The sequence below is a fragment of the Pseudomonadota bacterium genome, from assembly GCA_027624715.1.
Taxonomy (GTDB): Bacteria; Pseudomonadota; Gammaproteobacteria; order Burkholderiales; family Eutrophovitaceae; genus Eutrophovita.
The window spans coordinates 92,935-119,634 of record JAQBTV010000005.1 but is presented as its reverse complement, the minus strand read 5'-3'; the positions used below and the strand labels follow the sequence as shown (position 1 = coordinate 119,634).

23 protein-coding genes, 2 tRNA genes and 1 other RNA gene are annotated in these 26,700 nt (G+C 45.7%); 16 read left to right on the top strand and 10 right to left on the bottom strand.

All coding sequences use genetic code 11. The features are described 5' to 3' along the window. Position 1: 1 nt before the first annotated feature. From O3A65_05215 to acs, 3 genes are all read right to left on the bottom strand, one after another. Entirely contained in the window at positions 2-1,000 is a 999-nt protein-coding gene (locus O3A65_05215; GenBank protein MDA1331870.1) for a zinc-binding alcohol dehydrogenase family protein, read from the bottom strand. Between the two features lie 255 nt (positions 1,001-1,255). Further along, a tRNA-Ser gene (locus tag O3A65_05210) sits at positions 1,256-1,345 on the bottom strand. 66 nt (positions 1,346-1,411) lie between these two features. Continuing rightward, the gene (gene acs, locus O3A65_05205) at positions 1,412-3,376 is read right to left on the bottom strand and encodes an acetate--CoA ligase (GenBank protein ID MDA1331869.1); all 1,965 of its coding nucleotides are present in this window, start codon (positions 3,374-3,376) and stop codon (positions 1,412-1,414) included. A 289-nt stretch (positions 3,377-3,665) separates the two neighbouring features. On the opposite strand from acs, the gene O3A65_05200 reads away from it, so the two are divergent. The 6 genes from O3A65_05200 (at position 3,666) to O3A65_05175 (ending at position 8,921) form a co-directional block, all read left to right on the top strand. Then, on the top strand, positions 3,666-5,192 hold the full coding sequence (locus tag O3A65_05200) for a fumarate hydratase (GenBank protein MDA1331868.1): 1,527 nt from the start codon (positions 3,666-3,668) through the stop codon (positions 5,190-5,192). A gap of 52 nt (positions 5,193-5,244) precedes the next feature. Next, positions 5,245-5,343: signal recognition particle sRNA small type (gene ffs, locus O3A65_05195), an RNA gene on the top strand. A gap of 41 nt (positions 5,344-5,384) precedes the next feature. Then, positions 5,385-6,965, top strand: a complete 1,581-nt coding sequence (gene dnaX / locus O3A65_05190; GenBank protein ID MDA1331867.1) for a DNA polymerase III subunit gamma/tau — start codon at positions 5,385-5,387, stop codon at positions 6,963-6,965. A 48-nt stretch (positions 6,966-7,013) separates the two neighbouring features. Next, positions 7,014-7,340 (top strand): YbaB/EbfC family nucleoid-associated protein, encoded by a 327-nt coding sequence (locus O3A65_05185; protein MDA1331866.1) that lies wholly within the window; start codon positions 7,014-7,016, stop codon positions 7,338-7,340. Between the two features lie 20 nt (positions 7,341-7,360). After that, the gene (recR, locus tag O3A65_05180; GenBank protein ID MDA1331865.1) at positions 7,361-7,960 is read left to right on the top strand and encodes a recombination mediator RecR; all 600 of its coding nucleotides are present in this window, start codon (positions 7,361-7,363) and stop codon (positions 7,958-7,960) included. Positions 7,961-7,985: 25 nt separating this feature from the next. Next, positions 7,986-8,921: a pseudouridine synthase gene (locus tag O3A65_05175; protein ID MDA1331864.1), complete on the top strand. Its 936-nt coding sequence runs from the start codon at positions 7,986-7,988 to the stop codon at positions 8,919-8,921. Here the strand turns inward: O3A65_05175 and prmB are convergent. The 5 genes from prmB to O3A65_05150 all read right to left on the bottom strand — a co-directional run bounded on the left by prmB (position 8,855) and on the right by O3A65_05150 (position 13,102). Then, positions 8,855-9,754, bottom strand: coding sequence for a 50S ribosomal protein L3 N(5)-glutamine methyltransferase (prmB, locus tag O3A65_05170; protein MDA1331863.1), 900 nt, complete (start codon positions 9,752-9,754; stop codon positions 8,855-8,857). The genes O3A65_05175 and prmB overlap by 67 nt on opposite strands. A gap of 62 nt (positions 9,755-9,816) precedes the next feature. After that, the gene (gene dapD, locus O3A65_05165; protein MDA1331862.1) at positions 9,817-10,638 is read right to left on the bottom strand and encodes a 2,3,4,5-tetrahydropyridine-2,6-dicarboxylate N-succinyltransferase; all 822 of its coding nucleotides are present in this window, start codon (positions 10,636-10,638) and stop codon (positions 9,817-9,819) included. 36 nt (positions 10,639-10,674) lie between these two features. After that, on the bottom strand, positions 10,675-11,871 hold the full coding sequence (gene dapC, locus O3A65_05160; protein ID MDA1331861.1) for a succinyldiaminopimelate transaminase: 1,197 nt from the start codon (positions 11,869-11,871) through the stop codon (positions 10,675-10,677). A 95-nt stretch (positions 11,872-11,966) separates the two neighbouring features. Then, entirely contained in the window at positions 11,967-12,650 is a 684-nt protein-coding gene (locus O3A65_05155) for a YdcF family protein (GenBank protein MDA1331860.1), read from the bottom strand. Between the two features lie 83 nt (positions 12,651-12,733). Then, positions 12,734-13,102, bottom strand: coding sequence for an MTH938/NDUFAF3 family protein (locus O3A65_05150; protein ID MDA1331859.1), 369 nt, complete (start codon positions 13,100-13,102; stop codon positions 12,734-12,736). 138 nt (positions 13,103-13,240) lie between these two features. Here O3A65_05150 and alaC point away from each other — a divergent pair, with 138 nt between their 5' ends. The 4 genes from alaC to O3A65_05130 all read left to right on the top strand — a co-directional run bounded on the left by alaC (position 13,241) and on the right by O3A65_05130 (position 18,144). After that, a complete protein-coding gene (gene alaC, locus O3A65_05145) occupies positions 13,241-14,473 on the top strand; it encodes an alanine transaminase (protein ID MDA1331858.1) in 1,233 nt (410 codons plus the stop codon). Between the two features lie 53 nt (positions 14,474-14,526). Beyond that, positions 14,527-15,834: a homoserine dehydrogenase gene (locus tag O3A65_05140; GenBank protein MDA1331857.1), complete on the top strand. Its 1,308-nt coding sequence runs from the start codon at positions 14,527-14,529 to the stop codon at positions 15,832-15,834. Positions 15,835-15,878: 44 nt separating this feature from the next. Beyond that, entirely contained in the window at positions 15,879-17,000 is a 1,122-nt protein-coding gene (gene thrC, locus O3A65_05135; protein ID MDA1331856.1) for a threonine synthase, read from the top strand. A gap of 94 nt (positions 17,001-17,094) precedes the next feature. Next, on the top strand, positions 17,095-18,144 hold the full coding sequence (locus O3A65_05130) for a class I SAM-dependent methyltransferase (GenBank protein ID MDA1331855.1): 1,050 nt from the start codon (positions 17,095-17,097) through the stop codon (positions 18,142-18,144). A gap of 333 nt (positions 18,145-18,477) precedes the next feature. Here the strand turns inward: O3A65_05130 and nadC are convergent, their stop codons facing one another. Continuing rightward, positions 18,478-19,317, bottom strand: coding sequence for a carboxylating nicotinate-nucleotide diphosphorylase (gene nadC / locus O3A65_05125; protein ID MDA1331854.1), 840 nt, complete (start codon positions 19,315-19,317; stop codon positions 18,478-18,480). Positions 19,318-19,350: 33 nt separating this feature from the next. Beyond that, on the bottom strand, positions 19,351-19,920 hold the full coding sequence (locus O3A65_05120; GenBank protein ID MDA1331853.1) for a DUF3365 domain-containing protein: 570 nt from the start codon (positions 19,918-19,920) through the stop codon (positions 19,351-19,353). A 118-nt stretch (positions 19,921-20,038) separates the two neighbouring features. Here O3A65_05120 and clpB point away from each other — a divergent pair, with 118 nt between their 5' ends. From clpB to O3A65_05090, 6 genes are all read left to right on the top strand, one after another. Continuing rightward, positions 20,039-22,612, top strand: a complete 2,574-nt coding sequence (gene clpB, locus O3A65_05115; protein MDA1331852.1) for an ATP-dependent chaperone ClpB — start codon at positions 20,039-20,041, stop codon at positions 22,610-22,612. 94 nt (positions 22,613-22,706) lie between these two features. Then, positions 22,707-23,519 carry a ScpA family protein gene (locus O3A65_05110; GenBank protein ID MDA1331851.1) on the top strand — a complete coding sequence of 271 codons (813 nt, stop codon included), beginning with the start codon at positions 22,707-22,709 and terminating at the stop codon, positions 23,517-23,519. Then, positions 23,509-24,159: an SMC-Scp complex subunit ScpB gene (gene scpB / locus O3A65_05105; protein ID MDA1331850.1), complete on the top strand. Its 651-nt coding sequence runs from the start codon at positions 23,509-23,511 to the stop codon at positions 24,157-24,159. Before O3A65_05110 ends, scpB begins: the two co-directional genes overlap by 11 nt. 111 nt (positions 24,160-24,270) lie before the next feature. After that, positions 24,271-24,347, top strand: a tRNA-Met gene (locus tag O3A65_05100). A gap of 82 nt (positions 24,348-24,429) precedes the next feature. Continuing rightward, on the top strand, positions 24,430-25,641 hold the full coding sequence (locus tag O3A65_05095) for a mandelate racemase/muconate lactonizing enzyme family protein (protein MDA1331849.1): 1,212 nt from the start codon (positions 24,430-24,432) through the stop codon (positions 25,639-25,641). 356 nt (positions 25,642-25,997) lie between these two features. Beyond that, complete coding sequence (locus O3A65_05090; protein ID MDA1331848.1) at positions 25,998-26,573, top strand: hypothetical protein; 576 nt, start codon at positions 25,998-26,000, stop codon at positions 26,571-26,573. Positions 26,574-26,700: the final 127 nt, after the last annotated feature.

Sequence of the window (26,700 nt, the reverse complement as noted above, 5' to 3'; positions counted from 1 at the left end):
CTTAATGCAAGCCTTCGAGCACGTTTTTACCGATGACACGTCCTCTTTCTTGTTGCTTATGAGCCTCAACAATAGTCTTTGGACTGAGCTTACCAAGATTATTGGTCACCGTTGATATCAGTGTGCCATCGTCCAGCATTTTAGAAACACGGTTAAGAATTTTGTGTTGCTCATCCATGTCAGGGGTTTTGAACATGGAACGGGTGAACATTAGTTCCCAAGCAAAACGAAGGGCTTTTTGCTTACCTGATTTAATATTTAGAACTTCCGGATCATCGATAAAGGCAACTGCACCACGAGGCTTGATCAGGTTGATGATGGCGTCAAAATGACCCTCCGTACCTGTCAAGGCGGCTACATATTTTGGTTGAATCCCCAATGCCTCGATCTCCGTATCAATAGGTTTGCTATGATCGATGACGTGATCTGCCCCCATTTTCTTGACCCAATCGATGGTGTCTTGGCGGGATGCTGTTGCGATGACAGTAAGTTTAGTCAGTTTTTTTGCAAGTTGGATAAGCATAGAACCAACACCGCCAGCACCACCAATGACTAGAATTGCTTCATTGTCGCTCTCTGTAATGCCGAGACTGTCAAAAAGCAGTTCCCAGGCTGTGATGGAAGTTAAAGGAATGCCAGCGGCTTCGGCCATGCCAAGTGAAGACGGTTTTTTACCAACAATGCGCTCATCAACAACATGTAGTTCTGAGTTCGTGCCAGGGCGTGTAATATCACCAGCGTAGAAGACTTCGTCGCCAACGCTGAATTTTGATACGGCACCACCAATTTTTTTAACAATCCCTGCTGCATCATAACCGAGGACTTTTGGTGCCCCCTCAGGTTCAGTACGTTTACGAACCTTTGTATCAACTGGGTTCAATGAAACGCCATGCACCTCGACAAGAAGGTCGTGCACGCCGACATCAGGGATGTCAGTTGAAAATTCTGTGAAACCAGCAGTCTCTATTGGCCCCATTTTTTGATATCCAATGGCTTTCATTTGTCTATCTTTCTTATTTCGTGATTATAAAAATGTATCAAGTTCAATGAAGTGTGATGGCTAACCCATCATCAATTCTATTCTTTATTTGTATCTGCTCGGGTATATATAGATCACGTAGTCCTGTTTAGACCCCCCGGGATGTTTAGGGGTGGAGTAAAGGGTACAAATTGGTTACACAGACATGTTACACACGCCAAAATAATGACTTTTTAAATAATTGATTTATATAGATTAAATTAGATAAAAATAGGGTGGCGGAGAGTGAGGGATTCGAACCCTCGGTACGGGTTACCGTACACACGCTTTCCAAGCGAGCACCATAAGCCTCTCGGTCAACTCTCCTGCTTATCCATGCCTAAGAAGCGGGGCAGAATATATGAGTGACCCACTCATGTCAAAGTTGATGGATTAAATCGTCTCTTTGAGTTGGTCTAAAATCTGCGGATTTTCTAGTGTCGAGACGTCTTGAGTGATCTCCTCACCTTTGGCTAAGGAGCGAAGCAGTCGGCGCATAATTTTCCCAGAACGCGTCTTGGGGAGGTTATCGCCGAATCGAATCTCGTCCGGTTTGGCAATAGGCCCAATTTCTTTTGAGACCCAATCCCTGAGTGCTTGTGCGATATCTTTTGCTTGATCGCCTGACGGTCTGTCGCCAGCAAGTACGACAAAGGCTGTGACCGATTCACCTTTCACGTCATGCGGCCTGCCCACGACTGCCGCTTCAGCAACCAGTTCATGTGAGACTAAAGCTGACTCAATCTCCATGGTTCCGAGTCGATGGCCTGAGACGTTCAGTACGTCGTCAATGCGACCCATAATCCAAAAATAACCATCTTTATCACGATTAGCGCCATCGCCCGCGAGATAATATTTTCCTTTAAAATCATCCGGAAAGTAGCTTTTCTTAAAGCGCTCTGGATCTCCCCATATGTTTCTGATCATGGAAGGCCATGGTTTTTTGATGACTAAGATGCCGCCATTTCCCTTGCTGACCGGGTTGCCTGTTTCATCAACCACATCGGCTACTATGCCCGGTAGCGGGAATGTGCATGAACCGGGTTTTAGGGTAGTGGCACCTGGAAGTGGCGTGATCATATGCCCGCCTGTCTCAGTCTGCCACCACGTGTCCATAATGGGGCACTTTCCCCCGCCAACGGCATTGAAGTACCACATCCATGCCTCTGGATTAATTGGCTCGCCAACTGATCCAAGTATTCTCAAAGACGACAGATCGTGCTCTTTAGGTAAATCAGGTCCGAGTTTGATGAGAGAGCGAATTGCAGTAGGTGCTGTATAAAAAATGGTCACTTCATGCGTATCGATCATTTTCCAGAATCGATTGGCATCCGGATAAGTTGGAACACCTTCAAAGATTACTTGGGTAGCACCTACCGACAATGGTCCATACGTGATGTAGGTGTGTCCTGTGATCCAGCCGATATCAGCTGTGCACCAGAAAATATCGGAGCTTCTGTGGTCGAAGGTCCATTTCATCGTCAGAATCGCTTGAAGGAGGTACCCTGCTGAACTGTGTTGTACGCCTTTCGGTTTTCCTGTGGAGCCGGAGGTGTAGAGGATAAATAGCGGATGCTCGGCATTGACCCATTCGGGTGCGCAGACATCGGGTTCATTTTGAGTCAGCTCGTGTAACCACACATCTCGATTCTTATCGAAGCTGATCTTGTTGCCTGCACGCTTGTATACAACGACATTGCTGATTTTTTCGCATCCACCCATGGCGATCGCTTCATCGACAGTCGGTTTTAGTGGGATTTCTTTCCCACCTCGAATTTGAGCATCAGCAGTAATGACGGCGGTTGCACCGACATCAATAATCCGTTCTTGCAGACTTTTAGCCGAGAATCCACCAAACACCACAGAGTGGATAGCACCAATGCGCGCACACGCTTGCATTGCGGCCACACCTTCGATGGACATTGGCATGTAGATCACAATGCGGTCACCCGACCTGATACCCAAAGACTTCAAGCCATTGGCCATTTGGCACACGCGATGGTAGAGCTGTTTATAGGTTACGTTGGTCACGGAACCATCGTCGGCTTCGAAAATCAACGCGGTCTTGTGTGGGATGGTATTTAAATGCCGGTCAAGGCAGTTGTATGAAACATTCAGTTCGCCGTCATGGAACCATTTAAAAAACGGTGGATTAGTGTCATCTAAAATTTTTGTGAATGGTTTGTTCCATAAGAGATGCTCCTGCGCTAACTTAGCCCAAAAACCTTCGTAATCGGCTTCCGCTTGGGCACATAAGGCCTTATAGGCACTGAGTCCAGATACAGTCGCTTGTTTTACAAACTCATTACTCGGTTTAAAAATCCGATTTTCCTGCAATACCGATTCAATATTGGGCATACGTACCTCTTTTTATCATGCCATCACGCAGCTTTCATAAATTTCAGCTTGTTGTGCTTCGTGAACGCCACAACCTCATAGGCTGGACCGAAGTAATGGTGCCGATAGTGCTACAACTGCGGTGTCATTCGTCTCGTGGATTATACCGTTTTCGCGTGTTAGTGATGACGATTTTAAGCTTTTGCGGAGATCTTAATGGTGAGTAAAGAGGAGCGTTGACGTAATACCAGTTGACAGGTGATTTATAATGCCCATCTAATCTAAGCACTTTAAGCTAAGGACTCTAGCCATGGCTCTAATTAAGCAGGATGATTTAATCGATAGTATCGCAGACGCCTTTCAATATATCTCGTACTACCATCCGAAAGACTACATTGATGCGCTCGCTTTGGCTTACGAACGGGAGGAATCTCCTACTGCGCGGGATGCTATCGCGCAAATTCTGACCAATTCAAGGATGAGTGCCCACGGTCGTCGACCCGTTTGTCAAGATACGGGCTTGGCTGTCGTGTTCGTTAAGCTAGGCATGGACGTCCAATGGTCAGGTACGACCATGGTGTTATCAGAGATGATCCATGAAGGTGTTCGTCGAGCATATACCCATCCAGATAACCCACTACGTGCCTCAGTTGTGCATGATCCTGCAGGTCAGCGGTTGAATAGCCGTGATAATACGCCCGCGATTATTCATTACGATATCGTTCCAGGAAATAACATTGAGATCACTGTTGCAGCAAAAGGCGGGGGCTCTGAGAATAAAGCAAAGTTTACGACGTTGATGCCCTCAGACAGTCTCGCAGATTGGATTGTTGATGTCGTGCCCTCGATGGGAGCCGGTTGGTGTCCTCCAGGCATGTTGGGCATTGGCGTTGGTGGAACGGCTGAGAAAGCGATGCTCTTGGCTAAAGAATCCTTGATGGAGTCGATTGATATGCAAGCGCTTAAGGCTAAAGGCCCCCAGAGTAAGTTAGAAGAGTTGCGTATTGAAATCTATGAACGAGTCAACGCCTTAGGTATTGGTGCGCAAGGATTGGGTGGTTTAACTACTGTGTTGGACGTCAAAATCAAAGATTACCCGACGCATGCTGCGTCGCTACCTGTAGCGGTGATTCCAAACTGTGCTGCGACACGTCATGCGCATTTTATTCTTGATGGTTCCGGTCCTGCTGTATTAATACCTCCTGTGATAGAGGACTATCCGGCGATTGAGTGGCGCGCTGCCGATAATGCGAGACGGGTCGATCTAGAAGAAGTCACCGCGAGAGATGTCGCGAGCTGGAAAGCTGGTGAAACTTTGTTGCTTAATGGCAAGTTTCTCACGGGCAGAGATGCGGCACATAAGCGTATCAAAGGTCTTTTGGATAGCGGAAAAGGCTTACCCGAGGGAGTTAATTTTGAGGGTAGATTCATCTATTACGTGGGCCCGGTTGATCCGGTTGGTGATGAAGTGGTGGGGCCGGCTGGCCCTACGACATCTACCAGAATGGATAAATTTACCGAAATGATGTTATCGCAAACAGGGTTGCTTGGCATGGTTGGGAAAGCTGAGCGTGGTCCTGTCGCGATTGAGGCCATTAAAAAACATAAGGCCGTGTATTTAATGGCGGTCGGAGGTGCAGCGTATCTAGTCGCCAAAGCGATTAAATCGTCAAGAGTGGTGGCGTTTGAGGATTTAGGCATGGAGGCAATTTACGAATTTGAGGTACGTGATATGCCGGTGACTGTGGCGGTAGACAGTACGGGAGAATCGGTGCATCAAACAGGCCCTAAATTTTGGAAAAGTAAGATTGCACAAATTCCAGTTGTATCAGCATAATTTATTGAAGGCGGGTAGACTACGGCTTGGATTATCGAACGTTTAAGCTTATGGCGGGCCTCCCCGCATTGCAAAGTAGTGAACCTGGTCAGGGCCGGAAGGAAGCAGCCACAGCTATTATTTGTAAGTGCCGGGGGTTTGGCTCGCCACCTCTTTCCTGTACTCTTGAGCCAGTGAACACTAAATATTGAGATGTCTTTAGCTTTAGCACGAAAATGGCGACCAAAAACGTTCTCTGAGCTGGTTGGACAAGACCATGTGGTGAGAGCGCTTACCAATGCTCTTCAACAAGGTAGGGTTCACCACGCTTGGTTGTTCGCAGGTACGCGAGGCGTTGGTAAAACAACGCTGGCGCGCATTATTGCCAAAGCGTTAAATTGCAACGCACTCAATAACGCTGACCCGTGTGGGGTTTGTGACTCGTGCCTGTCAATTGATCAAGGACGTTTTATTGATGTAATCGAGTTGGATGCGGCCTCTAATACCCAAGTGGATAATATGAGGGATCTTTTGGAGACGGCTGCGTATAAGCCGACTGTTGGCGAATATAAAATTTTTATTATCGATGAGGTGCATATGCTTTCTCGATCAGCCTTCAACGCGATGTTGAAGACACTTGAGGAGCCTCCTGAGCACGTAAAATTCATCTTGGCAACTACGGATCCGCAAAAGGTTCCGGTAACCGTTCTGTCACGTTGCTTGCAATTCAACCTTAAGCCCATTCCTGTCCCAATCATTGAAGAGCAAATGAAGAAGATCTTGCGAGACGAGAACATTGAATTTGATTCTCAGGGGATTGAGTTATTGAGCCGTTATGCAAGAGGAAGTTTAAGAGATGGACTATCTTTACTTGATCAATCTATTGCGCAAGGAAACGGTAAAGTAGAAGAAGAGTCGGTGAAGTCGATGTTAGGTGTTGTCGATGAGTCGCTTGTTCAAGATTTGGTGGAAATCACATTGAACCAAGATGCTGATCTATTGACGCAAAAGATTGGTGAGATTGAGCGTATGGGGGCTTCTTTTGCCTTCGTGTTAGATGAAATGGCGTCTTTATTGCAGCGTCTATCGTTGTTCTCTCTCACGACTCAGGGTCTGGATGAGCGTTTAATCGAAGGATATCAGCGGCTGGTTGATCAAACGGATGAAGAGCATTTGCAGCTTTTGTATCAAATCGTGACTGTTGGTAAGCGTGATTTGCCGCTGGCACCGGATGAGAAAGTTGGTTTCACGATGGTTCTGCTGCGTATGATGGCCTTCCTGCCTGATCATGGCCTTGATCGAGAGCCTCAAAAAAAGAAGGTGGTAGCTAAGATGGTTCCAATATCGAACCCCCTAAATAATCAGAAAGTGGAAACTAAAGCTGATGCCAATTCGCAATTACCCGTCGTTCTTAAGACGAACGCAGATTGGAAGGCATTTGTCTTGGAAAAAGTATCATCTGGTATGGCAAAAATGTTAGCGGATAATGCTGAGTTTGAAAGTTTTGGTGAGGGCGTATTGAAACTTTCTTTAGATGGTGATCAGAAACATCTAATGGAGGATCGTTATCGAGGTAAGCTCCAGGAATTGATTCGTGAACACATTGATGCAAAATGTCGCCTGGAGATCAAAGTTGGTGTGGTGAGCGATACACCTCTAGCTAACGAGCAGATTGAGAAAAAAAAGCGACTGGATCAAATAAGTCGAGATTTGGAGAAAGACCCATTTGTTAAGAGTCTAAAAGAGAATCTCGGTGGTAAGCTGGTTACGGAGTCTATCCGATCCACCAAATAATGTACGTTATAAATTTTCCTATCAATCGCATGAATTATTGGAGTAGGTATGTTTAAAGGACAGTTGGGTGGGCTGATGAAACAGGCTCAAGAGGTGCAGGAGAAGCTCAAGAAGACGCAGGAGGAAATAGCGCACATGGAGGTTGAGGGTGAGGCTGGAGCGGGGCTTGTTAAAGTGACGATGACTGGGCGTCATGATGTGCGCCGGGTGCATATAGATCCGAGTCTCATGAGTGATGATAAAGAGATGCTTGAAGATTTAGTTGCTGCTGCTATGAATGATGCGAATAGGAAGGTTGAGGAGATCACGCAAACAAAAATGTCAGGATTGAGTGGTGGTCTTGGGTTGCCACCAGGGATGAAGCTTCCTTTTTGATGTGTTTGGCGGTCCTTTGAATGAAAACCCCTAAGGCCCTCGAAGCGGTCATCGATGCGTTAAGAAAATTACCGGGAGTCGGTCCTAAGGCCGCACAGCGCATGGCATTCTATCTTATGCAACATGATAAAAGTGCTGCTCAAGATATTGCGGAAGCGTTGATTACGGCGCTTGGGCGTGTTCGACACTGCGAGCGATGCAATAATTTCTCCGAGCAACCCGTCTGTGACTTATGCTTATCAACAAACCGTGATGACAGTGTGGTTTGCGTGGTTGAGATGCCTTCGGATGTTCAATCGATTGAACAGACACAGTCATTTAAGGGGCGCTACTTTGTCCTTCTAGGTCGCTTATCCCCACTCGACGGTGTAGGTCCCAAAGAAATAGGGTTGGATCGTTTAATTGCCCGTGCGAGTGATGGCGTAGTTAAGGAAGTGATTGTCGCAACAAATTTTACCAATGAGGGTGAGGCAACTGCTCATTATATTGGTGAGAAGTTAATGCCTCTTGGGCTGTCGGTCACGCGGTTATCTCGAGGTGTGCCTGCCGGAGGAGAAATTGAGTATGTGGATATTGGTACGCTCGCGCAGAGTATCATTGAACGAAAAATAGTCGATTAGCTTTTAAAATTAGCCGAAGGTATTCATGACGAGGTCACGAAAAAGAGAAATAGCAAACGCTAGGGCTCCGGCTAAGCAAAGACCAGAAGACGCAAGAAGACGTGTAAGTAAGAAGGCGGATTCTGAGAGCCAACCTGTTGCAAGCGGAGAAACTCAAAAACTGCAAAAAGTGCTGGCGCAAACTGGAATCGGTTCGCGTCGTAAGATGGAAGAGTTAATTGAGCAAGGGCTTATCAAAGTTAACGGTCAGGTAGCAACACTCGGGATGCGCGTGTCAAGCACAGATCGTGTTGAGTTTGGTCGCCGGCGTGTAGATGTGAGTGGAGGGGCGGTCACTCGAGTGATTCTTTATCACAAGCCTGAAGGTGAAATTGTTTCTAGGGATGACCCGAAAGAGAGGCAGAACGTATTTTCGAATCTTCCTAAGCCTAAAAATGCCAAGTGGGTTGCCATAGGACGACTTGATTTTAATACGAGCGGACTGCTCATCCTCACGACTTCGGGTGAATTAGCAAACTGTATGATGCATCCTAGTTTTGATACTGAGCGAGAGTACAGTGCACGTATCTTCGGTCAATTGACTTTAGAACAAATGAATCTTTTACTCTCCGGGATTGAACTGTCTGATGGTCATGGTCAATTCAAAGTGTGTGAACCCATTGGAGGAGAAGGTCGAAACCGCTGGTATCGTGTGATTGTGAAGGAGGGTCGCAATCGATTGGTTCGACGGATGTTTGAATCTCTGGGATATCAAGTCTCTCGTCTCATTAGAATCCGATTTGGAGGTATTGTTCTTCCACCACGGCTTACTCGAGGAAAGTGGTTGGAGCTTAAAACCAGCGAGGTAACTCAATTAGAAGAACAGTGTGGTCTTGTTCGTGAAGATTCGACCCCTCAGCCTGCCAAGCCAATGCAAAGATCCTTTCTTGACAAGAGAAAAACAAAATCACGACCGGATTGAGTTTCAATCCAAGTAAATGGCACTTTAGGAAATTTAGCTTCAATGGCTGCTCGGTTACGTCCCACTTCTGAGATGAGTATCCCATTAGGGGCGAGGTAAGCAGGCGCTTCTCTGATGATCTGCTGCACAAGGTCAATCCCTTCTTCACCTCCAGCCAGTGCTATTTTTGGCTCCATTTGGAATTCCGGAGGTAACTTGTCGATAGATTTTTGATCGACATAGGGTGGGTTAGAAATAATGAGATCAAATTGCTGATTAATGTCAGAGAAAAGGTCTGACTGAATACAGGTTATTTGGTCAGCGAGTTCATATGATTCTATATTGGCCGCACAGATTGATAAGGCAGCCTTTGAGAGATCACTCGCAGCGACTTTAGCATTAGGAAATTGATGTGCCGCCAAGATAGCAAGACATCCAGATCCTGTGCAAAGGTCGAGAACCTGTTTAACCGAATCGTGATTGGTAATCCACACGTCAACTTGGTCGAAGAGTAAATCGGCAATATGTGAACGAGGAATTAGTACATCTTCATTAACATAGAATTTGTAATCTCGTAACCAGGCTTCATTGAGAATGTAGGCTGCTGGTACTTTGTTCTTCGTTCTCCTTTCGATGTGTTGGAGAGTTTTTAGAATTTCTGGCGGTGTGAGTGTCGCATCAAGGAAAATATCGAGCGAATTTAATGGCAGTGATAACGTCCGTAAGACTAAGAAACACGCCTCATCAAAGTGTGTTTCTGTTCCCTGCCCGAGATGGACTTTATGCTCGGCAAACGTAGTCGTCGCATGTCGAATAAGGTCTCGAATGGTTGACAGATTGTTCTCGTTAACCATGTAAGAATGGTTTTCCGAGTAACCTTAATACTTGCGGGTTCATGTGTTGCATCATGCCGCGATCAATCACCTCGAAGGAGATCATTGATGCTGGTCTTAGCGCGCGTCTTAGCATCAACTTGCTTGACGATTACCGCACAGTAGAGACTGTAGCTACCATCACTCGAGGGTAAATTTCCAGAGACTACAACAGAGCCTGGAGGAACACGGCCGTAGGATACTTCGCCGGTTTCTCGATTGAAGATTTTAGTGCTTTGTCCGATATAGACACCCATAGAGATCACGGATCCCTCACACACAATAACGCCTTCTACAATTTCAGAGCGTGCACCGATGAAGCAATTATCCTCAATGATTGTGGGGTTGGCCTGAAGCGGCTCCAGCACACCACCAATACCTACACCGCCAGACAAGTGCACATTTTTTCCGATTTGTGCACAAGAACCAACCGTAGCCCATGTGTCTACCATCGTGCCTTCATCAACGTAGGCGCCAATGTTGACGTACGAGGGCATAAGGACAACATTTTTTGCGATGTATGATCCTTTCCGCACGGCAGCAGGAGGAACAACTCTGTAGCCACCTTGACGGAAATCTTCATCGGCATAGTCCGAGAATTTAGAGCCTACCTTGTCGAAGTAATTGGTATAGCCATTTTTCACGACTTGGTTGTCAGCTATCCGAAACGACAGCAATACCGCTTTTTTTATCCATTGATGAACGACCCAATTACCATCTTTTTTCTCGGCAACACGGATTTTCCCACTGTCAATATCAAGGATTGTTTGTTCGACTGCTTCTCGAACTTCACTAGACACTGTTTTATGATTGATGTCAGCGCGTACTTCAAACGCCGTTTCAATGCTGCTTTTTAAATTACTCATGGTATTTCCCGAATTGATTGAAACAAACACTCTATTTTAGACAAAACCGCCATTTAATAAGTTAACAATGCGTCGCGCAGCCTCATCGCAATCTTTTTGGTCGGCGACTAGAGCGATGCGCACATGATTTTTTCCAGGATTTATACCGTGCGCGTCACGAGCGAGTAATCTGCCTGGAAGCACAACCACGCCATATTCTGAGTAGAGTCTTTTAGCGAATTCCACGTCGTCGATCGGAGTCTTTAACCAGACATAAAACCCTGCCGAAGGATATTGTATCGGGCAGTGTGGCTTTAGCTTAGCAATAAATGAGTCAAATTTATTTTTATAAAGAATGCGATTGGCTTTTACATGCTCTTCGTCTTTCCACGCGACAACGCTTGCACGCTGAATCGTTGGATTCATTGCGGAGCCATGATAGGTTCGATATAAGAGAAATTTTTGCAAAATATCAGCATCGCCACAAACAAAGCCAGACCGCATACCTGGCACGTTCGATCGTTTAGATAGGCTGCTAAAAACAATTAAGCGTTCTAAATCTCTACCGAGTAATTTTGCAGCAGTTATAGCGCCCAATGGAGGAGCGCTCTCATCAAAATAAATTTCTGAATAGCACTCGTCTGAAGCAATTACGAACCCATATTTGTCACTAAATGCAAATAAGTCTTCCCAATCATTTAATGACATCACATGCCCTGTGGGATTTCCCGGGTTACACACATATAAAAGTTTCGTACTCTTCCATGTGTTTGAGTCAAGCTCGTTTAATTGCCAACCGTCCGAGGTGTTGGTGCCTAAGTTGAGAAACTGAGGTGTGGCACCAGCCAGTAATGCCGCACCTTCGTATATTTGATAAAAAGGGTTGGGCATCACTACGACAGATTGGCGGTCGGAATGAGACAGCACGACTTGTCCGAGTGCAAACAACGCTTCCCGTGTTCCGTTGACAGGTAAAATTTCAGTGTCGGCATTAATGTTGTCTGTTCCAAAGCGATTCTCGACCCACTCTTTGATTGCTGATCTCAGCTCGAGTGATCCTTGGGTTGAGGGATATTGAGCAACTTGTTTTGAGTGGGTTTCTAGCGCTTTTAAAATGATCTCTGGTGTTTTGTGTTGCGGCTCCCCAATTGAGAGGCGAATCTGAACGTGCTTACTGCTGGGCTTAATTTCCCCAAGAATCTTAGAAAACTTTTGAAACGGATAAGGCTGTAATTGGTCTAGCAAAGGATTCATGATGATTGAGATCTAATTCTTTTTAGTATGTTGTTGATCTGAAATTCGTTGTTTAAATTAAATATTTAAGGAAAACAATTATAAAAGTTTATAGCCTATGGCAGGTGACTATAAATGCTGTAATAGATTCGGCCGAGTGATTCCCGTAATGCACTGAAGCTATCATGAAGCCCGTCTGTTGCAGGGATAAAACTCAAAACAGTGAGGCTAGAGGTGTTCGCTTTAAAGTTTACGGCGAAAGGTCGTAATTCGAAACCTTGTCGTTCAAAGAGCTTCGAAGCTCGATTCATGTGAAAGGCGGATGTGACAAGCGTTATTGTTTTGACTTCATTTCCTAGAAGGAGTCTGACTGCTTTGGCCTCTTGCTGCGTATTTTGGACTTCTTGGGTCACGAGCACCCGATCTATCGGAATGCCCAGTTCTACGGCCTTATTTTTCAGTTGCTTGCCCTCGTTCAGCGGCCCAACTGTCCACGGGAGCCTTCCTCCAGTAAATACAACGATGGGCGCTTTGCCTGCTTTAAAAAGGTCTATTCCTGCAAAAAAACGTCCGGGGCTATCCCACTGTAAAACAAAGCCTTGATCAGTTTTAATTGTGTCCACAATGCCGCTGAGTACGACAATGGCTTCAGAGGTTCGCGCGTGTTCGGGTAACGCGGGTGTGTAGTCGGCCTCGAGGTGATGCCAAAGCCAATTGGCAGTGATTGGCATGCTGAATGCGGCAATAGCGATAGTGATGAGCGTCAATCGGTGTATGCGTAGCTTTATTGAGTAGAACAAGACAAGTACTAAAAAAAGCAGCAACGGAGAGATCAGCAACGGTAAAATTTTATGGAGATAGATTGTCATTCAGGTAATTGAGCTCACATTGACAGAACTCCAGCCAACAGAACTTTTCTCCCTTCCCCAGCTACGATGTTAAACGTTCTGCATGCAGATACTGTAGTCATCACTTCGAAGCCCACAGTGTTGCTTAGATACCTCATGGCTTCTGTATCAAGTCGGGAGAATCGGTCTCCAGTTCCAAGGAGGAGTAATTCGTAGCCAGCGAGGGGTAATTTTTCTATCGCATCTTTATCAATGACCCCATGACTGACTGACCAAAGTGTTACGGCATGGTTAACTCCAACAAAAAAGGATTGTGAGACCTTAATGTCCTCGATCTCAATATGAGTCGATTCGACTTTTGTAATTTTTACGATATCTAAGTTGTTTTGTATGTCTATTTGCATTTTTTTTCAGTATTGTTTTTGTTGCAAGTCAGAGCTCGATAAACGTTTATTTTGCTGCATTCAAGCATATCAGTTAAACTTGGCCCGTATTTGTAAATGGGTTAGCCATAACACCTAAAATTACCAGAATTATATTTTATGTCGATTGAGTTTTCTCGTATCAAAAGGCTGCCTCAGTATGTATTTAATATTACGAGCGAGCTCAAGATGGCTGCTCGTCGTAGAGGTGAGGATATTATTGATTTGTCGATGGGGAACCCAGATGGACCAACGCCACCGCATATTGTTGAGAAATTAGTTGAGGCTGCGAGACGTCCAACGAATCATGGATACTCTGTTTCTAAAGGGATCCCGCGTTTACGTACAGCGATCACAAATTGGTATTTTGAGCGCTACGGCGTGAGTCTTGATCCGGAATCGGAAGCTATTGTGACGATCGGTTCAAAGGAGGGCATTGCTCATTTGGCCCTGGCAACGTTGGACCGAGGTGATGTCGTACTGGTACCGAATCCAAGCTATCCCATACATATCTATGGCCCTGTCATCGCAGGGGCGGATATTCGCCACGTTCGTAATACGCCAGATGTGGACTTCTTTGAAGAGGTAGAGAGAGCATTGAAGGAGTCTTTTCCGAAGCCGAAAATGATTATTGTTAATTTTCCAGGTAACCCAACAACGCAGTGCGTTGATCTTTCATTTTTCGAGAAACTTTTAGGAATTGCTCGTGAGAATGGAATCTATGTGGTTCATGATTTGGCCTATGCAGATATTGTCTTTGATGGATACAAAGCGCCTTCGATACTTCAAGTACCCGGGGCTAAAGAGATCGCGGTTGAGTTTTTTACTATGTCTAAAAGTTACAATATGGCCGGTTGGCGTATCGGTTATATGGTCGGTAATTCTGGTTTAGTGGCGGCTTTATCTAGAATTAAGAGTTACCACGATTATGGGACATTTACTCCTTTGCAGATAGCGTCGATAGTCGCGCTTGAAGGCCCGCAAGATTGTGTTGAAGACATTCGGAAAACTTATGAGATCCGACGTAATGTGATGGTTAAGGGTCTGCACGAGGCGGGGTGGAATGTGGATATACCTAAAGCTACGATGTATATATGGGCCAAAATACCCAAACCTTATCGACACTTAGGATCCTTGGAGTTTTCTAAACGTTTGTTAACGGATGCAAAACTGGCAGCTGCGCCCGGTATTGGATTTGGAGAGTATGGAGACGATCATGTTCGTCTGGCATTGATCGAGAATGAAGCGCGTATTCGGCAAGCGATTCGAGGTATTAAGGATATGTTCCGTAAAGATGGTGTGCTTGACTCGGCAGGCGGAAAAATTCTCAATGACGTGAAGGTCTCGCAATGATCATAAAGAGATAGACTGCGATATGGCGAACTTTTAAAGTTGGAGTTGATTCGGTGAATACGGTAAAAGTGGGTTTAATAGGTGTTGGCACTGTGGGTAAAGGCGTGTTTGAGGTTCTGCGCAGAAATCGTGAGGAAATTTCCAGAAGGGCCGGATACGAGATTATCGTCAGCGCTGCTAGTGCACGTGACCTAAAGAAGGCGCAAGATTTTCTTGGGCCGACTACTAAACTCCATAGAGATCCGTTAGATGTTGTTCGTGATCAAAACGTGGATATTGTTATCGAGTTGATTGGTGGCGTAACAACGGCACGAGCAGTTATTGAGGAATCAATCGCTTTGGTAAAGCCGGTAGTTACGGCTAATAAGGCACTTATTTCGGAGCATGGTAATGACCTGTTTGCGCTAGCAAAGAAAAATGGATCAATTATCGCCTTTGAGGCGGCGGTCGCGGGCGGTATTCCGATCATTAAGGCATTGCGTGAAGGACTCACTGCTAATCGTATTGAATCAGTTGCGGGGATCTTGAATGGTACAACCAACTTTATTCTCTCAGAGATGCGCACGCGCGGATTGTCGTTTCAGGACGCTTTAAGCGACGCGCAACGCCTAGGTTATGCAGAGGCGGATCCAACCTTTGATATTGAGGGGATTGATGCGGCGCAGAAATTAGCAATTATCGCGTCATTGTCGTTTGGCATCTCTATTCAACCTAAGAAGGTGTACTGCGAGGGCATTACGGATTTAACTCAAGGTGATATTCGAGCGGCAGAAGATTTCGGTTATCGAGTTAAACTTCTTGCGATAACAAAACGTCGACCTCATGGATTTGAAATGAGAGTGCATCCTACACTCGTGCCGCACGATTGTGTGATTGCGAGCGTTGATGGGGCGATGAATGCAGTATTAGTTCACGGCGATGCGGTTGGTCAAACCTTGTATTACGGAGCAGGCGCAGGCGCCGAACCGACAGCTTCAGCGGTGATCGCGGATTTGGTTGATGTGATGCGATTACGGGATACGGCTGCGAGTGCTCAGGTACCATACTTTGCTTTTCAGACTAATCGTTTGAGTGACGTTCCTATACTAGATATAGGTGAGGTTGAGTCCTCATGTTACCTTCGTATGAGAGTTCGGGATGAACCGGGTGTGCTCGCAAACATTGCTGGCATTTTAGCTGAGTATGGGGTGTCGATTGAGGCTATGCGTCAGCGTGAATTGGATAGCGGTCATGAAGGTGTTGATATCGTCATCTTCACGCACAAAACAAACGAAAGTTCAATCAATCGCGCATTAAAAAAAATCAATGCGCTAAACAGCGTATTTGATACGCCTGTTCGTTTGCGTATCGAGACGTTTTAATAGTTGAGTTTCCATTTAAAAAATTTTTTTCAACAAGAAACTTTATGATCAATACTTTTTATAATGGTTTAATTCACAAATATCGGGATCGACTTCCTGTCAATGACTCAACGAGGATTATTTCCTTAAATGAAGGTAACACGCCACTGATTGAGCTTAAAAATATGCCTGAACGTTTGGGTTGGGACCTTCAGGTATTTTGTAAATTTGAAGGATTGAATCCGACTGGCTCATTTAAAGATCGAGGTATGACTGTGGCTGTAACGAAAGCCGTTGAGTCGGGTGCAAAGGCCATTATCTGTGCATCAACCGGTAACACCTCGGCCTCGGCCGCAGCTTATGCAGCGCGCGCGGGTATCAAAAGTTTCGTTTTAATTCCGGACGGAAAAATTTCATTGGGCAAGCTTTCACAAGCCATGATGCATGGAGCAACCGTCATTCAAATTAGAGGTAACTTTGATGATGGCATGCGGCTCGTTCAGGAGCTATCTTCGAGTATGCCTTTAAACTTGGTTAACTCCATCAATCCATATCGTCTGCAAGGTCAAAAAACCATTGCTTTTGAAGTGATTGAGTCGTTAGGTGATGCGCCTGATTATCATGTATTGCCTGTGGGGAATGCCGGTAACATTTCGGCGCACTGGATTGGTTACAGTGAAGCTGCAGGTCAGAATTGTGGTAGTTGTAATTTGTGTGTTGGAGAGTGCATTCTTAGGGGTGAAGTGCTCAGTACGAAAAGACCTAAAATCGTTGGCTACCAAGCTTCTGGAGCCGCACCATTTCTTAGGAAGCAGATGGTAGATTCGCCTGAGACTATTGCGACGGCGATTCGCATTGGCCATCCCGTGTCGTGGGATTTGGCTTGGGCTGCACAAAAGGAATCGATGGGTTGGTTTGAAGAGTGCTCAGACGAAGAAATATTACGAGCACAAAAACTATTAGCTGAGTCAGAGGGTATATTTTGTGAGCCTGCTTCAGCGATTTCAATTGCGGGTTTGTCGAAGGATATCGAGATTGGTAGGTACGAGAAAGGATCAAAAATTGTGTGCACACTTACTGGCCACGGTTTGAAGGATCCTGATACGGCAGTTGCTCAGTGTGCCTCGCCTGTCGTAGTTGACGCCAACCGAGCGCAGATAAGCGCCATCATAAGCGACCTTTTATAAAATGATACTGCATTCTATAATTGCTAAACAAAGTATGAAATTGAGCATTTGACATATTTTTTATGAGCGTTCTTGTTCACAGAGAGAGTTGGGTATGGATACCAAGGTACTGAAGGCATTGCAATGGCAGGTGTTTCAAAATGTTGCTGCAGCTCAGCTGGTGCCGTTGATGCGAATCGGGGATGAGCTGGGTCTATTTACTACGCTGGCGCGCGTTGGTCCTTGCGACAACGGGCATTTTGCCAAATCTGCAGAGATTCACGCGCGTTACAGTCTGGAGTGGTTATGCGCGATGTGTGCGGCGGGGTACGCTTCTTACGATAGCGCGCATGGCCATTTTTTTCTGAGCGAAGAGCAGGCAGCAGTGTTCGCTGATGAAGACAGCACCGCACTGATGATAGGGGCGTATGACAGCGTGGCATCGCTGGTGATGGACGAGCCCAAAGTGCGCGCCGCATTCGAAACGGGTGAGGGTTTGGCCTGGGGCGAGCATCATCCTTGCTACTTCCGTGGTACCGCACGTTTCTTCAAGCCCATATATAAATCCAATCTGGTCTCGCGATGGTTGCCAAAAATACCCGCACTCACTGAAAAACTCTCGGCGGGCGGCAGTTTTGCCGATGTCGGCTGCGGTCACGGTGTCTCCACCATGCTGATTGCCGAGCACTTTCCCAGCGCTCAGGTGCATGGCTTTGATTTCCATGGTCCGTCGATTGAAGAGGCAAAACGTCTTGCCGCAGAGGCTGGTCTGAGCGAGCGCATCCACTACGAGACACGCAGTGCGAAGGACTACACCGGCACATTCGATGTGATTGCTTTTTTTGACTGCCTGCATGACATGGGCGATCCGGTTGGGGCTGCCGAACACGCCTGCCGGCAGTTAGAAGAAGATGGTCTGCTGGTCATCATTGAGCCCTTTGCCAGTGACAAGCTCGAGGATAATTTCAATATTGTGGGCCAGATGTTTTACACAGCGTCTACCATGGGCTGCGTACCTGCATCGATGGCGCAGGAAGTTGGCCTTGCGCTAGGTGCGCAAGCAGGGCCCGGCAAACTCGGTATGGTATTGCAGCAGGCAGGCTTTTCGACCGTAGAGACAGTGGCTACTACCGCGACCAATATGGTGCTCTGCGCTAGAAAATAAAGGGCAGACTCTTCCTCAATGTCTGATGAGGCAGACTTGCGAACCCATACCCAAATATCATCGTCAGCTAAATTCCCTATAGTAGAACCATTGATACGATAAGAACTGAATACAAAAAAGCTGTTTTTAGCTACCCAAGTATTTGGAAATCAATATCGAAACTACTGAACAAGGTTCATCTTTTGAAACAATCGTCAGCTCCCCTCGCTACTAATGAGAGTGCAACGTCAAATAATTCGGACGCGTTATACGGATTTCGTGCGTGGTCTCCACAACCTAAATCTAAATGTTTATTTGGGTTATCAGTAGTTTGCATGCGGGTTTAATATTTTTTTAGAAGACAAGGCGCATTGAAAGATCTATGGATTCAATATCTTTTGTTAATGCCCCAATAGATATTCGATCTACACCCGTCTCTGCGATGGCTACAATAGAGCTCAGGGTGATGCCGCCAGAAGCTTCCAACAATGCCCGCTTATTTGTTAGTGCAACTGCATCTTTCATGTCGGGGACCGTAAAATTATCGAGAAGTATCAGGTTTGCCCCATTATCAAGTGCCTCTTCCAATTGCTCGAGTGACTCTACCTCAACTTGAATCGGAATACTTTTGTCGATGTGCCGTGTGGCGGCAAGTGCTGCAGAAATCCCGTTAGACGCGGTAATGTGATTCTCCTTAATGAGGACTCCATCATACAATCCAATTCGGTGGTTTTTCCCACCGCCGATCACGACAGCATATTTCAAAGCATTTCTTAGTCCTGGAAGGGTCTTTCGTGTATCCAAAATAGTGGTCTTGGTATGAGAGATAGCATCGACGTACCGCCTTGTTTTTGTGGCGACAGCAGATAGTGTTTGTAAGAAGTTCAACGCAGTTCTCTCACCTGTTAAAAGTCCCCGTGCAGGCCCCCGTAACGTGCAGAGTATCTCGCCTGCCGTCACTCGATCCCCATCTTGGAAGTGCCAATCGAGTCTGATTGCTGGGTCGAGTTTTTGAAATGTTGTGTTGGCCCATTCGCTTCCAGATAGCACACAATCAACTCTGGATAGAATAGCTCCTTGGCCGAGCGTTTTTTCTGGAATTAAAAACGCAGTCAGATCGCCACTACCAACATCCTCTTGAATGGCTAAATCAACGTCGCGCTCAATGACTGCTTTTAAATCGTAATTACTCATCGTATCAAGACTGTGGTTGAGGAAGATAAGTGTTCATTGTGCGAATGCTTGAATGGAAATGGCTCCTCTGATCTCTCCAACTTTATACCCTTTGGCTTGGTCAAAAGGGTATAGCCGATTAAGCGTTTTGGACACATCGTTGGGAATGTCACTCTCGTTTCCGTGACACGTTAAACAAATTGGCGCAGTGGGTAGTGCTTTCATGTACCTAACGATAGTTTTTCCAGATTTATGGTCAATAAATGTGACCTCTAAATTTTTATCCGGTTTACCAGATAAGACTTTCGCAGCGAATTCTAGTAACTGCTCTCGTTCCCATGTATCAGCGGTTCCGATAAGTGGATTTCGTACTTTAAGACTCACTCTCGAGACTTTCCAGCCGGTCCGTCTTGAGAACTGATTGGCGAGTGTCGGTGCGACAGTCTCACAAACTTGGATAGCGGCTTCTGGACCATGGGAGGACATGGCGGTCTTCAGTGATTTACCCAATGATTCCATGAATTCTATGGCTATAGACTGCATGCTACCAATCAGGGCTTCATTTGATATTGGTTCCTTGGCATGAGAAAGCCCGCAATTCAGCAATAATATTAGGGTGGTCATTAAACATAATTTTTGTTTCATGTGAGACCTCAACAGTGATTCATACGCAGTGTGCACTTGAAATTAGTAAATTCTCCCCAATTTTAGTACTAACTGGACACAGACATGAGGAATTGTTATGAGGCTCGATAAATTCACGACTCGTTTTCAACAGTCGTTAGCGTCTGCTGAGACGCTTGCGTCGGCTAACCGGAATTCTATCATTGAGCCCGAGCATCTTTTACTCGCCTTGCTCGATTCGGATGAGCAATTGATACGTTCTATTTTGAGCCGTACTGGTGTTAAGAATGATGCGCTTACAGTAGAGTTGCAAGCGGTGATCTCTAATTTTCCCCGAGTGGATGATGTTCGAGAGCTTGCTTTGTCTCATTCTCTCAATCGTATATTAATAGATACAGAGAAACTGTCTCAAGACCGAAATGACCAATATGTTTCCATCGAATTATTTTTGTTAGCTGCGATTAAGGATAGGAACGGAATTGGGAAAATCCTCCTCAAGCATGGTGGTTCTGAGTCTGCTTTAAAGAAAGTAATTGAAGATATTAGAGGGGGAGACCCGAACGCCAGTTTGGATGCTGAAAGTCAGCGTCAAGTTTTAGAGCGCTATACCGTTGATATTACCGAAAGGGCAAGGCAGGGAAAGTTGGACCCTGTGATTGGGCGCGACGATGAGATCAGAAGGACGATTCAGATTTTACAGAGGAGAACGAAAAATAATCCGGTTCTTATTGGTGAGCCTGGCGTAGGAAAAACTGCAATTGTCGAGGGATTAGCTCAGAGAATTATCAACGATGAGGTTCCTGATAGTCTCAAAGGCAAACGTGTTTTATCTCTCGATATTGCAGCGCTTTTGGCTGGAGCAAAGTACCGAGGTGACTTTGAGGAAAGGCTTAAGTCGGTACTAAAGGCGTTAGCAAGAGATGATGGTATGACGATAATTTTTATTGATGAACTGCATACTATGGTTGGTGCAGGGAAGTCAGAAGGTGCGCTTGATGCTGGGAATATGCTCAAGCCCGCTCTGGCGCGTGGGGAGCTTCACTGTGTTGGCGCGACGACAATCGATGAATACCGTAAATATGTCGAGAAGGATTCCGCGCTCGAACGAAGGTTCCAGAAGGTGATGGTTGATGAGCCGACCGTTGAGAGCACTATAGCGATCCTTAGGGGTTTACAAGAGCGATACGAACTACACCATGGGGTAGACATTACCGATCCAGCAATCGTGGCTGCGGCACAGTTATCTTATCGTTATATTACGGATCGGTTTCTGCCAGATAAGGCTATTGACTTGATTGACGAGGCAGCTGCACGAATAAAAATGGAGCTTGATTCAAAGCCCGAGGCCTTGGACAAAATTGACCGTCGTTTGATCCAACTCAAAATTGAACGAGAAGCTGTGAAAAAGGAAGCAGATGAGGCATCCAAAAAAAGATTACATGTTATTCAAGACGAGATCGATAGGCTCAGTAAAGAATATGCAGATCTAGATGAGATATGGAAATCTGAGAAATCGGTAGTGCAGGGTGCGCAGCAGGTTAAAGAAGATATAGATCTGATTAAACTTCAAATTGATGTAGCAAAACGGAAAGGTGATTGGTCCTCTGTCTCAGAGTTGCAGTATGGTAAGTTGCCGGCATTAGAGGCCAAGTTGTTGCAAGATTCTAAGTTTCGCGAGGGCGAAGCAGCATTTCGTTTATTGAAGACTGAGGTCGGTGCAGATGAGATTGCCGATGTCGTGTCTCGAGCGACGGGTATTCCAGTATCCAGAATGATGCAAGGTGAGAGGCAGAAATTATTGTCTATGGAGTCCCAATTGCATCAACACGTCGTTGGACAAAACGAAGCTATTCGACTTGTATCTGACGCAGTTCGTCGCTCTCGAGCTGGTTTAAGTGATCCAAATCGACCGTACGGCTCTTTTTTGTTCTTGGGACCCACGGGTGTTGGTAAGACGGAGCTGTGTAAAGCACTTGCTCGGTTTCTCTTCGACTCGGAAGACCAACTCATTCGTATTGATATGTCTGAGTTCATGGAGAAGCATTCCGTATCTCGGTTGATAGGTGCACCTCCAGGCTATGTTGGGTATGACGAAGGTGGTTACTTAACAGAGGCCGTGCGTCGTAAACCGTATTCAGTCATCCTGCTCGATGAGGTTGAAAAAGCGCACCCAGATGTCTTTAATGTTCTGCTGCAAGCGCTTGATGACGGTCGCATGACGGATGGTCAAGGGCGAACGGTTGATTTTAAAAATACAGTCATGGTAATGACGTCGAATATAGGTTCTCACATCATTCAATCGATGGATTACTCGAATTATGAAGCGCTTAAAAAAGCTGTCATGGAGCAAGTTAAGGATTCATTCAAGCCTGAATTTATCAATCGGATTGATGAAACAGTGGTGTTTCATGGGTTGGCTCGTGAAGATGTGAATGCGATACTAAAAATTCAATTGACTCGTCTGGCTGAACGTCTAGCGAAGCTTGATATTGGCCTGACCTTTAATGATGCGGTCCTTGACACGCTTGGTGAGCGTGGCTTTGACCCCGTATACGGCGCTAGACCATTGAAGCGTGCGATCCAGTCTGGCGTTGAGAACCCGGTGTCCAAGTTGATTCTGGAGGGAGAGTTCGGGTCTGGTGATACAGTGATTATCGATGCGCACGAGGGGGGTCTTCGGTTTAGTAAGTAAAGCTGGTGTGGGGTTTCATTTAGTACTGGAAAATTTACTCCATATAGAGTAATTTGCACCTTAATACACAATATATAGTGTTTTTAGGTAATGTATGGATCCTGCTGACTTACTAGCAATACCCGCCGAAGAGACTCGGGTTGGTGTTTTTCGTGGTGAACCGATCATCGATTTGCCTGTTAACCTGTACATCCCGCCCGAGGCGCTTCAGATTATGCTGGAGTCGTTCGAGGGCCCTCTTGATTTGTTATTGTTTTTGATCAGGAAGCAAAATCTCGATGTGCTTGATATCCCAATGGCAGATTTGACCAGCCAGTACATGGTTTATGTCGAATCGATGAAAGTGCATAATCTAGAGTTGGCTGCTGAATATTTATTAATGGCGGCAGTGTTAACTGAAATTAAATCCCGGATGTTGTTGCCGCGTTCGCCTACCGGAGCTGAGGATGAAGAATCGGATCCGAGAGCAGAGCTGGTTCGTCGCTTGATTGAGTACGAGCGCATGAAAAAGGCGTCAATCCAGTTAGATGCGCACCCGGTGATTGATCGCGATTTTTATCGAGCCTCTGCATGTTTTGAGAAATCTAGTTATATTTCTCCGCCGTCGATTAATCCTGAGGATCTTCGCATGGCCTGGGTAGGAATCATCAATCGAGTTAAAAATAATCGACATCATACGATCAGTAGAGAAGAGCTTTCTTTACGGGAGCATATGAGCAAAATTCTACGCCGTCTAAACGATCAGCAATTTTTCCGCTTTGATGAGCTATTTGAGGTTGATAAAGGGGTTCAGTACGTTGTTGTTGCTTTTTTAGCGATACTCGAATTGGCCAAGGATGCATCAATTGAGTTGTCCCAGCATGGAGTGTTCTCCACGATTTATGTGAGGTTATCAAATGGAGCTTAATGAAATCGATAAAGCAGACATCAAGCGTTCAGTCGAGGCCGCGCTTCTCGCGTCCTCGGAACCATTGTCGATTCAGGACATAAAACTTATGTTTAATGCTGAAGTTACTGCTGTGATGGTAAGATCTGCTCTAGCTCAGCTGGCCGAAGAGTGGTTGACCCGAAGTGGGGAGCTCGTGGAAGTGGCTAGCGGTTGGCGGATACAAGTTCGAGTAGAATTTCAGCAGCAATTGAGCAAGCTCGAAACGCAACGACCACCTAAATATTCCAGGGCAGTCTTAGAAACTTTAGCGATTATCGCTTACAGACAACCTGTCACGAGGGGTGATATTGAGGACGTTCGCGGCGTTGCCGTTTCTCCAAATATCCTCAAGACATTAGAAGCCCGTGGATGGATTGACCAGATTGGATTGAGAGATACACCGGGAAGGCCTGCCTTATTTGGAACTACTGATGCATTTTTGGACGACCTTGGTCTGAAGGCATTGACTGAATTGCCACCCTTAGATGATTTGGGTGAGTTGATTGAGGCTACCCCCGATCATGGCGAGCAAATGACGCTTGACGTTGAGTATGGTGGCGGTGCAGCGTCAGACTCTCTACCTATTCAAGGATCTGTCGCGCCGTACTCATTGAATTGATTCACGCATTAAAAAAATTGATTTTACGAAGAAGCTGCCCCTCTTTATTTTCACTTACGGTTTGGTTGTGCCACCTGGGTAAAATCTGTTATAGTCTGAGCCTTTGCCGGTCGCGGGGTGGAGCAGTCTGGCAGCTCGTCGGGCTCATAACCCGAAGGTCGTAGGTTCAAATCCTGCCCCCGCAACCAATTAAAATAGGGGTTTCAAGGCGAATTTGCTCTGAAGCCCTTTTTAGTTTTTATTCCATGCTATTGGGTATGTGAAGCGTAAATGAAGATTACGGCTATTGAGACGATCCGTGTCGGAGAATTTCCAAATATCCTGTGGGCTCATATTCACACGGATTCAGGTTTGATCGGTCTTGGAGAAACCTTTTATGGTGTCGGTCCAGTAGCTGCGCACATTCATGAAACATGCTCTCAATATCTTCTTGGGAAAGACCCCCTGAAAATCGATGCTCACAGTAGACATTTTCTAAATACTTATCTTGGGTTCAACAGCGTCGGTGTCGAAATGAGGGCAGCCTCCGCAATTGATATTGCGCTATGGGATCTCTTCGGGCAAGTGACTGGCCAACCTATTTACCAGCTGCTCGGTGGTGCGACTCGCGAACAGGTTGAGGTGTACAACACATGTGCTGGATATGAATATGTGCGAACAAAACCAACGCAAGGTACAGAGAACTTTGGATTGCCATCCAAAGTCGATCGAGAAAAGCGCCCATATGAAGATTTGCTTGGGTTCAAGACCGATGCTGGTGCGCTAGCTGAATCGCTCCTTGATATGGGTATTCAAGGAATGAAGATATGGCCATTCGATGAAGCTGCAGAAGCAACCAACGGTACTGATATTTCAACAGCTGATCTTAAGCGGGCATTAAAACCATTTGAGCAAATCAGAAAGGCAGTTGGAGACCGAATGAATATTCATGTTGAATTTCATTCGATGTGGCAATTGCCAGCTGCAATCAAAATTGCAAAAGCAGTTGAACAATTCTCGCCATATTGGTATGAAGATCCTGTAAAAATGAATAACTTAGATGCTTTAGCTGACTACGCCCGCCGAACTGATGTTTGGGTGACGGCTTCGGAAACTCTGGCAACCCGGTGGGGTTTTCGTGAGCTTTTTGAGAAGCAAGCTGTTTCCGTTTGTATGTTAGATGTGGGTTGGTCTGGAGGACTCTCAGAGGCCAAAAAAATAGCAACCATGGCTGAGGCCTACCAATTGCCTGTGGCACCTCATGACTGCACCGGCCCGGTTGTTCTCACTGCATCAGTTCATCTTGCTATGAATCTGCCAAATGCGTTAGTCCAGGAAATGGTTCGTGCGTTTTACTATGACTGGTACGCTCAATTAGTGACAAATTTACCCGTAGTTAAAAATGGATTTATAACTGCTCCAGAGGGACCAGGGTTAGGTACACAGCTACAGCCCTCAGTATTGAAGCGTAGAGATGTCATTCGACAAATATCCAAGCTTTAACTTTTAAGCTTAAATATGAGCCAATCGTAGATCTTGAACCTCAACGAGTGCTACGTGCTGCTGTTTGGGTTAGCTGCTACTTAACGCTAGCTTGCAAGTATTTAGCTACTTGTAGGGCTTGCTGGCTTCTTTTTAGGTGGTTGTATACATAAATATATAGATAAAAGTTTATTGAAGGAATGTCATAAGTAAAGTAAACAACTTAATTGAGCAACAAAAAGAATTTCAATTACAGATAGATAATAAAAAAAAACTTAGTGCTGGAAGTAACGTTGAAGTAAACCTGAATGAAGATGTAAATAGATTCTTGTAAATGGATTTTCGGCAGTTTGCAATCAGCCAGGAGGAGTTTATCAATGAAACGCATACTTTTTGTTGTCGGTGCTTTGGTTCTGAACGCCGATGCAGCTTTTGCCCAAGATGAGCTTTGTGTTGCTCTCAAGGATACAGCTCTTTTTTCTGATGCGCGCCTTAAAGAAGAATTGCGTCCGATCTTTCAGTTTGATGGTGCCCAGTTCAAGCCTGAAACTAAAGATGGCGAAGTGATGTATGGTTTGGCTTATGATGTCCGCATGGAGCAAATGCTTGAAGAGGCCAGCTTTGTGCGTGCTAGCGACTGGGCCTGTGAAGTTGTTGGTAATACCGAAACGCCGAAAAGTGGAAAATCTTACGACGCCACTGCCGAAAGTTGTCGGCTTGAGCTATCCGATACACGCCTAACGGTAAGTGCAACGACCCTTATTTTCTACGAGTCCTCTTGTGATGTGGTGGACGAGAAAGCCGGAGACGGCGGGGCGAGGATCCTGTCACTCCAGTGCTCCGGATCGGGAGATGAATGGCCTGCACAGCTTGTGCTCAAAGACCTCAAAGATGGTAGTTTGTCACTGGAAACAGACGGACAAGCTCAGGCCTATGTGCTATGTGATTCGTAGTACGAGATAGTGGATAGAATTATGGCTGATTGTTGGGGCTTTTTTGTGGTTCTTTGATTGCTAAATTCTGGTATACTAAGCTTGTGAATAGTTTTTGAATACAGATGGGCCTTTGGCCCATTTTTTT